General features: G+C 74.3%; 9 protein-coding genes and 1 pseudogene. 9 read left to right on the top strand and 1 reads right to left on the bottom strand.

Features of this window, described 5'->3' with window-relative positions:
- Positions 1 to 26 precede the first annotated feature (26 nt).
- The 8 genes and pseudogenes from JM949_RS30080 to JM949_RS30045 form a co-directional block, all read left to right on the top strand.
- Positions 27 to 1,268: pseudogene (locus tag JM949_RS30080) on the top strand (lipopolysaccharide biosynthesis protein); the annotation flags it as partial.
- Positions 1,269 to 1,276: 8 nt separating this feature from the next.
- A complete protein-coding gene (locus tag JM949_RS30075) occupies positions 1,277 to 2,179 on the top strand; it encodes a sulfotransferase domain-containing protein (RefSeq protein ID WP_203151513.1) in 903 nt (300 codons plus the stop codon).
- Positions 2,176 to 3,438, top strand: coding sequence for a hypothetical protein (locus tag JM949_RS30070; RefSeq protein WP_203151512.1), 1,263 nt, complete (start codon positions 2,176 to 2,178; stop codon positions 3,436 to 3,438). The genes JM949_RS30075 and JM949_RS30070 overlap by 4 nt, the downstream gene beginning before the upstream one ends.
- A gap of 213 nt (positions 3,439 to 3,651) precedes the next feature.
- Positions 3,652 to 4,131 carry a UDP-N-acetylglucosamine--LPS N-acetylglucosamine transferase gene (locus tag JM949_RS30065; RefSeq protein WP_407664849.1) on the top strand — a complete coding sequence of 160 codons (480 nt, stop codon included), beginning with the start codon at positions 3,652 to 3,654 and terminating at the stop codon, positions 4,129 to 4,131.
- Positions 4,128 to 4,799, top strand: a complete 672-nt coding sequence (locus JM949_RS30060; RefSeq protein WP_203151510.1) for a glycosyltransferase — start codon at positions 4,128 to 4,130, stop codon at positions 4,797 to 4,799. Before JM949_RS30065 ends, JM949_RS30060 begins: the two co-directional genes overlap by 4 nt.
- Positions 4,796 to 5,719 (top strand): glycosyltransferase family 2 protein, encoded by a 924-nt coding sequence (locus JM949_RS30055; RefSeq protein WP_203151509.1) that lies wholly within the window; start codon positions 4,796 to 4,798, stop codon positions 5,717 to 5,719. Before JM949_RS30060 ends, JM949_RS30055 begins: the two co-directional genes overlap by 4 nt.
- Positions 5,720 to 5,830: 111 nt before the next feature.
- Positions 5,831 to 7,009 carry a chorismate synthase gene (gene aroC, locus JM949_RS30050; protein ID WP_203151508.1) on the top strand — a complete coding sequence of 393 codons (1,179 nt, stop codon included), beginning with the start codon at positions 5,831 to 5,833 and terminating at the stop codon, positions 7,007 to 7,009.
- Entirely contained in the window at positions 7,009 to 7,512 is a 504-nt protein-coding gene (locus JM949_RS30045; protein WP_203151507.1) for a shikimate kinase, read from the top strand. Before aroC ends, JM949_RS30045 begins: the two co-directional genes overlap by 1 nt.
- Before the next feature lie 12 nt (positions 7,513 to 7,524).
- Here the strand turns inward: JM949_RS30045 and JM949_RS30040 are convergent, their stop codons facing one another.
- Positions 7,525 to 8,253, bottom strand: coding sequence for an alpha/beta fold hydrolase (locus JM949_RS30040; RefSeq protein WP_203151506.1), 729 nt, complete (start codon positions 8,251 to 8,253; stop codon positions 7,525 to 7,527).
- A 79-nt stretch (positions 8,254 to 8,332) separates the two neighbouring features.
- On the opposite strand from JM949_RS30040, the gene JM949_RS30035 reads away from it, so the two are divergent.
- On the top strand, positions 8,333 to 9,331 hold the full coding sequence (locus tag JM949_RS30035; RefSeq protein WP_203151505.1) for a helix-turn-helix transcriptional regulator: 999 nt from the start codon (positions 8,333 to 8,335) through the stop codon (positions 9,329 to 9,331).
- Positions 9,332 to 9,360 lie beyond the last annotated feature (29 nt).

Below are 9,360 nucleotides of genomic sequence, written 5' to 3'. Positions count from 1 at the left end.
CCCGCCGCTGCTGACCGGGCTGGCTGGTCGCCGGCGCGGGTCTGCTGGCCGCCGACGCGCTCGCGCCCCGGCTGCTGGGCGGCTCCGTCGGCAACGGCGCCGCGCTGCTCAGCATCACGTTCGCCGCCGTGCCGGTGGTGGTCGCGATGACCCTGCTGTTGGCCGCCCTGCGCTGCGTCCGACCCATCCGGGCGTATGTCGGGGTGCAGTTCCTCCTGCTGCCGGTCGCCCGTCCGGTGCTGGTCGGCGCGGCCGCGCTCGCCGGTGGCGGCCTGCTCGCCGGGATGACCGGCTGGTTGGTGCCGGCGGCGTTGGCGCTGCTGGCTTGCCTCACCCTCGTCGCCGGCCCGCTCGGGCTGGGCCGGGGCGCGGGGTTGCGGCCGCGTCGCGCCGACTGGTCGACGTTCTGGCGCTTCGCGCTGCCCCGGGCCGCCTCGGCGGCCATCGACGCGGGCAACATGTGGGTGGGCGTGCTGCTCACCTCGGTGCTGGCCGGGCCGGCGGACGCCGGCGTGTTCGGCGCGGTCGGCCGGTACGTGCTGGCCGGTCAGTTGGCCATGCAGGGGCTGCGGGTGGCGGTGTCACCGCAGTTGTCCCGGCTGCTCGGGCGAGGGGAGCGGGCCGCGGCGGCTGCCGTGCACCGGCAGTTGACCACCTGGGGTCTGGTGCTCTCCTGGCCGGTGTACCTGCTGCTGGCGGTCTTCGCGCTGGCCTTCCTCCAGCTGTTCGGGCCGGAGTTCACCGCCGGCGTGCCGGCGATGACGGTGCTCGCGTTGGCGATGCTGGTCAACACCGGCGTGGGCAACGTGCAGAGCCTGCTGTTGATGGGCGGGCGCAGCGGCCTGCACCTGGTGGCCACCGTGGCCGGGTTGACGGTGACCGTCTCGCTGGGGCTCTGGCTGATCCCCGGCCAGGGCGCCACCGGAGCGGCGGTGGCCTGGGCGGTGGGCATCGCCACCGAGAACCTCACCGCGGCGGCGTTCGCCCGCTCGGTGGTGCGCGAGCCGCTTGTCGACGCCGCGCTGGCCCGCGCCGCGGTGGCCACGGTCGCCGGTGTCGGCCTGGCCGCCGGCGTCGGTGTGCTGGCGGGCGGTCGCGGCCTGCCCGGCCTCGCGGTGGCGCTGGCGGTGCTGCTGGCCGGCTGCGTCGGCATGTTGACGTTGCCCCGGGTGCGCGCCGGCATCCGGGGGACCATGAGGCAGATCCGTGGTGGGGACGACGCGGCTACCACCGCCGCGCCCGGCACGGCATCGACGAGAGGCAGGTGAGGTCCGTCGTGGCGTCCATCCGTGACCGGGTCAAGCAGTTGGTCCCGACCCAGGTGACCACCCGGGTGAAGGAGTCGCTCGTCGACTACGGTGTGCGCACCAGTGATCGCCGGCCGCTGCCGGACTTCCTGATCATCGGCACCAAACGGGGTGGCACTACCTCGTTGTGGAACTACCTCATCCAACATCCGCTGGTGCCCCGGCTCTTTCCCGCCTGGAACACCAAGTCGGCGCACTACTTCGAGGAGCACTGGGGGCGCGGCGAGTCCTGGTACCGCTCGCACTTCCCGACCGAGCGGCAGCGGGAGGTCCTGGCCAGGCGGCACGGCGGGCCGGTGCGGGTCGGTGAGGCCGCCCCGCTCTACATGTTCCACCCGCTCGCGGCGCAGCGGGTGGCCGCGCTGATGCCGACGGTGAAGCTGATCGTGCTGCTGCGCGACCCGGTGGAGCGGGCGTACTCGCACTGGAAGGAGCGCCGCACCCACGGCATCGAACCGCTTGACTTCGCCGCCGCGCTGGCGGCCGAGCCGGAGCGCACGGCGGGGGAGCGGGAGCGGCTGATCGCCGAGCCGGAGTCGTTCAGCGAGCCGTACGACTGGTACACGTACCGGGCCCGGGGGCGCTATCTGGAGCATCTGGAGCCGTGGCTGGAGCGCTTCGCCCGGGAGCAGATCCTCTTCCTGCCCAGCGAGGAGCTGTACCGCGACGCGCGCGCCACCTACCGGCGCACGCTGGACTTCCTCGGTCTGCCGGCGTACGACCTGCCCGACTTCAAGGTCTACAACGACCGGCGCTCGGCGCCCCTGGACCCGGCGGTGCGGGCCGAGCTGACCGACTACTACCGGCCCTACAACGACGCGTTGCGCCAGCGGCTCGGGCTGGACCTCGACTGGGCGGACCGGGCGGCGTGACGGCGCGGGTGCGCCCGGCCACCGACCCGCGTTCCCGGGTGGACGGTCTGGGCTGGGTGAGCCGTGCGGTGTTCCCGGACGACCGGGTCGCGCTGAGCGTCGGCGGGCCGCCGCCGGCCGGTCACCAGGCGGTGGCCCGCTACGCGGTGGTGCCGTCGGTCGCCCGGGCCCGGTTCCTGGTGCCGCTGGGTGCGCGCCGGGCCGGGGCGGCGTCCCTGTTGGCCTACAACGCCCTGCGGCCACCGAAGGTGCGCGCGCTGCGGGCGGCGCTGGGCGGGCTGGCCCGGTTCGGCCGGATGGGGCTCGCGCCCTTTCCGACGCTCACCGTCTCGGTGCCCGCCGGTGTGTCGGCCGAGGAGTTGCTGCTGACCGAGCGGCTCTCCGCCGAGCTGGGCGGCGCGCCGCTGTTGGCCGCGTGCGGGGTTCGCCCGCCCGACCCGAACGGCAAGCCCACCCTGCAACTCTTCACCGCCGACGGTCGCCCGCGCGGGTACGCGAAGATCGGTTGGAACGGCGCGACCCGGGCGTTGGTCACCGCCGAGGCGGCGGCCCTGCGGGCGCTGCGTACGGTCGGCGGCGTCGCCGACCACCCGACACCGCCGAGGCTGCTCACCGAGACGGCGTGGGCCGGCCAGGTGGTCGCGGTGATCGAGCCGTTGCCACCGGCGGTACGCGGTGTGCCGGTGGACGACCCACCACGGGTCGCGGCACTGCTCGCGGTCGCCAGGCGTGGCGGCCCGGCGGGCACCCCCCGACGACTGGCCGAGTCGACCTTCCTGCGCCGGCTGGCCGAACAGGCCGGCCGGGCCGCCACGGCCGAGCCGGCCGGCGCGCGGGCGGTCGCGGCGGTTTCCGCGCTGGCCCACCGGCATGGCGACACCACAGTCGAGTTCGGTCACTGGCATGGTGACTGGGTGCCGTGGAATCTGGGCTGGCACGCCGGCCGGTTGGTCGCCTGGGACTGGGAGCACAGCGGGCCGGACGTGCCGGTCGGCTTCGACCTGGCGCACGACGCGTTCCAGCGGGCTCTGGTGCTGCGGGGGGAGCCGGCCGACGTCGCGGCGTCGGCCGTCGACGAGTACCTGGGCCGGCACGGCGACCGGCTCGGTCTGGACGCGGCGCGGCGGCACCTCGTCGCCGACGCGTACCTGGTGGAGATGTGGCTGCGGACCTGGCGCCTGGCCGACGCGGGGGCCGGCTGGAACCTGGCGCTGCATCCCGCACTCCTGGATGTCATCGAGAAAAGACATAGCGGTTGATCCGGAGGAATCGCGGCGTCGGGGTGCGCCGCAGCGTGACGACGAAATCGCAGGTGGTGACGACGATCGATGGACCTGGGACGATCGGCACGCCCGACCGCCCGCCGTGGAGATCGTCATCTCGTCCGGTCGCGCTATTCAACGACCGGTGAACGTGTGATCTGCTTCTGCCTGGCGTGAACGGAAACTCCAAGTGAACTTGTGGGGAGTCGCGTGGACACGAAGAACGACGACGGTGCGGCACCGGTGTTGCTGCTGGTCGGCTCCAGCGGCGGCCACCTGGCCCAACTACTGGCCCTACGGCCCTGGTACGAACGGTGGCAGCGCTGCTGGGTCACCTTCGACACCCCGGAGGCGGTGTCCCTGCTGGCCGGGGAGGACCTGGTGCCGGCTCACCACCCGACCACCCGCAACGTGCCGAACCTGCTGCGCAACGCGCTGCTGGCCTGGCGGGTGCTGCGAGCCCGGCGGGTCGCCGCGGTGGTCACCACCGGTGCCGGCGTGGCCGTCCCGTTCGTGGTGCTGGCCCGGCTGCGGCGCATCCCGACCGTCTACATCGAGGTGTACGACCGGATCGACACCCCGACGTTGACCGCCCGGCTCTGTCGACCGTTCCTGTCCGCGATGCTCGTGCAGTGGGACGAGCAACGCCGGCAGTACCCCGAGGCGACAGTCGTCGGGACGCTGCTGTGACCGGGGAGACGGGCACCGCCCGGCGTCCGCAGCCGCGCACCGCCGCCGAGCCGGCCCGGCTGCCCCGCCAGCGCGACAGCTCGGCGGTCGCCCAGCTCCGCCTGCTGGTCGCGGTCGGCACCGACAAGCACCCCTTCGATCGGCTCGTCGACTGGTTGGCGCGGTGGCACGCGCAGGCCACCGAGTCGATCGGGCTGACCCTGCAGCACGGGCACACGAACGCGCCGCCGCTGTCCGGCGCGGTGCCGTTCCTCGGCCACGACGCGCTGCAGCAGGCGATGGCCGACGCGGACCTGGTGGTCTGCCACGGCGGCCCGGCGACCATCCTGGAGGCCCGCCGGCACGGCCACCTGCCCATCGTGGTGCCCCGCGACCCGACCCGTGGCGAGCACGTCGACGACCACCAGCTCCTCTTCGCCCGCCGGCTCGGCGCCGCCGGGCTGGTGGCGCTCTGCGAGACCCGGGAGGCGCTGCACGACGCGTTGGCCGCCGGGTTGGCCGACCCGTCCCGGTACGCGGTCGCCGCCGACCCGGAGGCGCACGAGGCGCGACGGGCGGCGGTGGCCCGGGTCGGGCAGATCGTGGACGACCTGGTGGCCCGCTCGACCCCGCGCCCGCCCCGACGGCGGTCCTGGCGGCTTCGCCGAGGTACGGAGGAGATCCGATGACCCAGCAGTCCAGCGTCAGCGTCGTGGTGCCCACCCGGGACCGCCCCGAGCTGCTGAGGGCCGCGGTGCGCGCGATCCTGGCACAGGAGTACCCGGGACCCATCGAGGTCGTGGTGGTCTTCGACCAGTCCACGCCCGACGAGTCGCTGACCGAGCTGGGCGGTGGCCCGACCCGGGTGGTACGCGTGATCCGCAACGGACGTACCCCCGGGCTGGCCGGTGCGCGCAACAGCGGCACCGTCGCGGCCGAGGGTGAGCTGGTCGCGTTCTGCGACGACGACGACGAGTGGTTGCCCGGCAAGCTGGCCGCCCAGGTCGACGCGCTGGCCGCCGACCCGGCGACCGAGTTCGTCTGCTGCGGCATCCGGGTCAGCTATGACGGGCACACCGTCGACCGGGTGCTCGACAAGGACCGGATCACCCTGGACGACCTGCTGCGCGACCGGATGACCGAGCTGCACCCGTCGACCTTCCTGATCCGGGCCAGCGCGCTGCGCGACGGGTTCGGGCTGGTCGACGAGGAGATCCCGGGCAGCTACGCGGAGGATTACGAGTTCCTGCTCCGGGCCGCGCGCAGCGCGCCGCTGATCAACCTGCGGACGCCGTCGGTGCTGGTCCGTTGGCACAAGCGCTCCTACTTCGCGCAGCGCTGGGACACCATCTCGGAGGCGTTACAGTGGCTGCTGCGGCGCTACCCGGAGTTCGCCAGCCAACCGGCCGGCGAGGCCCGGGTGGCCGGGCAGATCGCGTTCGCCCAGGCTGCCTCCGGCGACCGCCGGGGCGCGCTGCGCTGGGCCCGTCGCACGCTGCGCAGCAACCCCCGCGAGCCGCGCGCCTATCTGGCGCTCGCCGTCGCCGGTCGGGTGGTCCGGGCCGACGCGGTGCTGCGCACCCTGCACAAGCGCGGCCGGGGGATCTGACCTGCCGCTGCCGGTGCGACAGGTGACCGCTGATCGGACGGTGGCGTCCGCAGGGCGGGACGCGGCGGGCAGTGTGTCGCGTCGATGGCGGGGCGTGACAGACTGTCCGCTGTGTTGCGCTGGTTGACTGCAGGTGAATCGCACGGTCCGGCCCTCGTCGCGATGCTCGAGGGGGTGCCCGCCGGCATCGAGGTGACCACCACCGAGATCGCCGACGAGCTGGCCCGCCGACGGCTGGGCTACGGCCGAGGTGCCCGGATGTCGTTCGAGCGGGACGAGGTCGAGCTGCTCGGCGGGCTGCGCCACGGCGTCACGCTGGGCAGCCCGGTGGCGATCCGGGTGGGCAACTCCGAGTGGCCCAAGTGGCAGACCGTCATGGCCGCCGACCCGGTGGACCCCGACGAGCTGGCCCGGCAGGCCCGCAACGCCCCGCTGACCCGCCCCCGGCCGGGCCACGCCGACCTGGCCGGCATGCAGAAGTACGGCCACACCGACGCCCGGCCGATCCTGGAACGCGCCAGCGCGCGGGAGACCGCCGCCCGGGTGGCCGTCGGCACGGTCGCCAAGGCGCTGATCCGGCAGGCGCTCGGCATCGAGATCGTCTCGCACGTCGTCGAGCTGGGTCCGGTGGCCGCCAAGCCGGGGCTGCGACCGACCCCGTCCGACGCCGCCCGCATCGACGCCGACCCGCTGCGCTGCCTCGACCCCGAGGCCAGCGCCCTGATGGTCGCCGAGGTCGACGCCGCGAAGAAGGCCGCCGACACCCTCGGCGGCGTGGTCGAGGTGCTGGCGTACGGGGTGCCACCGGGCCTGGGCAGCCACGTGCAGTGGGACCGCAAGCTCGACGCCCGACTGGCCACCGCGTTGATGTCCATCCAGGCGATCAAGGGCGTGGAGATCGGCGACGGCTGGCAGCAGGCCCGCTCCCGTGGCTCCGAGGCGCACGACGAGATCATCCCGTCGGCCACCGGTGTCCGCCGGGTCACCGACCGGGCCGGCGGGCTGGAGGGCGGCATCACCACCGGCGAGCCACTTCGGGTGCGCGCCGCGATGAAGCCCATCTCGTCGCTGAACCGGGCCCTCTCCACAGTGGACGTCAGCACCGGCGAGCCGGCCACCGCGATCAACCAGCGCTCCGACGTCTGCGCGGTGCCCGCCGCGGCGGTCGTCGCCGAGGCGATGGTGGCGCTGGTGCTGGCCGAGGCGGCCACCGAGAAGTTCGGCGGCGACTCGGTCGTCGAGATCCGTCGCAACCTGGCCGGCTACCTCGACGCGCTGGTCATCCGCTGATGGCTCCGGTCGTCGTGCTGGTCGGTGCGCCGGGCTGCGGCAAGACCACCGTCGGACGGGCCCTCGCCGCCACCCTCGGGGTGGAGTTCCGCGACACCGACACCGACATCGAGCAGCTGGCCGGTAAGCCGATCCCGGAGATCTTCATCGACGAGGGTGAAGCGCACTTCCGTACCCTGGAGCGGGCCGCGGTGGCGGCGGCGCTGGCCGCCGGCACCGGGGTGCTCGCCCTCGGTGGCGGCGCGGTGCTCGCCGAGGAGACCCGGGCCGCGCTCGTCGGGCACCGGGTGGTGCACCTCTCGGTCGAGCTGCCCGACGCGGTGAAGCGGGTCGGGCTCGGCGCTGGCCGGCCGCTGCTGGCGATCAACCCACGGGCCACCCTCAAGCACCTGCTGGACCAGCGCCGACCGCTCTATGCCGAGGTGGCCACCGAGACGGTGGTCACCGACGGCCGGACTCCGGCGCAGGTCGTCGACGAGGTCGCCGCCCTGCTGCCGCGCTGACCGGGACGCCGCTCAGTCGCGGGCGGCCGAGTCGAGCACGTCGGCCAGTGCCTTCGGCTCGCTGAGCATCGGCCAGTGCCCGGTGGGCAGTTCGAACAGCCGACCACCGGCCAGGCCGGTGAAGAGCGGGTGCCGCTGGGCGATCAGCTGCTCCACCACGCTGAGCGGGAAGGTGCTGGCGACCAGGGCGGTCGGCACCGGTCGGCCGCCGGTGCGTCGTACCGGGTCGGTGGCCGTCCGCAGCGGCTGCGGGGTGGCGCGGGCCCGCAGCGACGCCAGCGTCGGCTCGTCCAGGCCGGCCAGGTTGGTCGGGTCGACCGCCGGATCCCAGGCCGGCGGCGGCAGCAGGTGTCCGTCGCCGATCAGGGCGCGCAGCCGCTGCTGCTCCTCCGGCGGCACGGTGTCGAACTGGGCGGTGCCGTCCGGCAACGGTCCACTCTCCACGTAGACCACCCGGGCGATCCGCTCCGGGATCCGGTCCGCCGCCTGGGCGACCGGCATGCCGCCGCCGGAGTGCCCCACCAGCAGCACGTCGTGCAGTTCCTCGACCTCGATCAGCCGGACGATGTCGGTGGTGTGGGTCTCCAGGGTCACCGCCGGCCCGGCCAGGTGGTCGCGCTCGGCCAACCCGGTGAGTGTCATCGGGTACACCTCGTGGCCCTGCCCGCGCAGCGTGGCGGTCACCTCCCGCCACGCCCAGGCACCCAACCAGAACCCCGGCACCAGCACAAAAGTCGCCATCGATCGCTCCTTCTCTCGGTTACCGACCGACCGTACGATCGAATCCGGACAGAATCCGCCCGGTTTCCAGGAGTGGCCCGTGTCACAGCCCGCAGGTCGGGTGCTGGCCCTGCTCGAACTGCTGCAGACCCGGCACCGGTCGACTGCCGCCGAGCTCGCCGGCCACCTCGGGGTGGACGAGCGGACCGTGCGCCGCTACGTCGGCACCCTGGTCGAGCTGGGCATCCCGGTCACCGCCGACCGTGGCCGTCACGGCGGTTACCGGCTGCACCCCGGCTACAAACTCCCGCCGCTGATGCTCACCGACGACGAGGCGGTGGCGGTGCTGCTCGGCCTGGTGGTCGCCGAACGGGTCGGGCTCGCCACCGAGCAGCCGGCCACCGCCACCGCGCTGGCGAAGATCCGCCGGGTGCTGCCGGCGGTGCTCGCCGACCGGCTGGCCGCCGTCCAGGAGCAGCTGGGCTTCACGGTGCGGCGCACCGGGCGGGAGCCCGGCCCGGCGTCGGGCACCCTGCTCGCCCTGGCCAGCGCGGCCCGGCACCGGCAGCGGGTGGCGGTGGACTACCGCTCCTGGCGGGGTGAGCGGTCGCACCGGGAACTCGACCCGTACGGGCTGGTCTTCCACGCCGGCCGTTGGTACGTCACCGGCCACGACCACCGACGCGGCGAGATCCGTACCTTCCGGCTGGACCGGATCGGCGCCGTGACGCCCGGCGCGGCGACGTTCACCGTGCCGGACGGCTTCGAGGCGGTGACCTGGGTGACCCGGTCGCTGGCCGGTGTGCCGTACCCGCACGAGGTGGAGGTGCTGCTGGAGATCGACCTGGTCGCCGCCCGTCGCCGCATCCCGCCCAGCGTGGCCGAGCTGACCGCCGGCGCCGACGGGGTGCTGCTGCGGGCCCGCGCACAGAGCCTGCCCGGGATGGCCGCGCTCCTCGCCGGCCTGGGCTGCCCGTTCACCGTGCGGCAGCCGGACGCGCTGCGCGCCGAGGTGGCCGCGCACGCCCGCCGGTTGGCGGACTGGGCCGTCCGGCCAGCAGGTGGACAGCCGCCGTCGCCGCGGCGTCCACTGGACTAGGCTGCCGGCGATGGACGGAGGTGACCCGG

The sequence above is a fragment of the Micromonospora tarensis genome, assembly GCF_016803395.1.
Classification (GTDB): domain Bacteria; phylum Actinomycetota; class Actinomycetes; order Mycobacteriales; family Micromonosporaceae; genus Micromonospora; species Micromonospora tarensis.
This window is presented reverse-complemented; position numbering and strand designations above follow the sequence as displayed.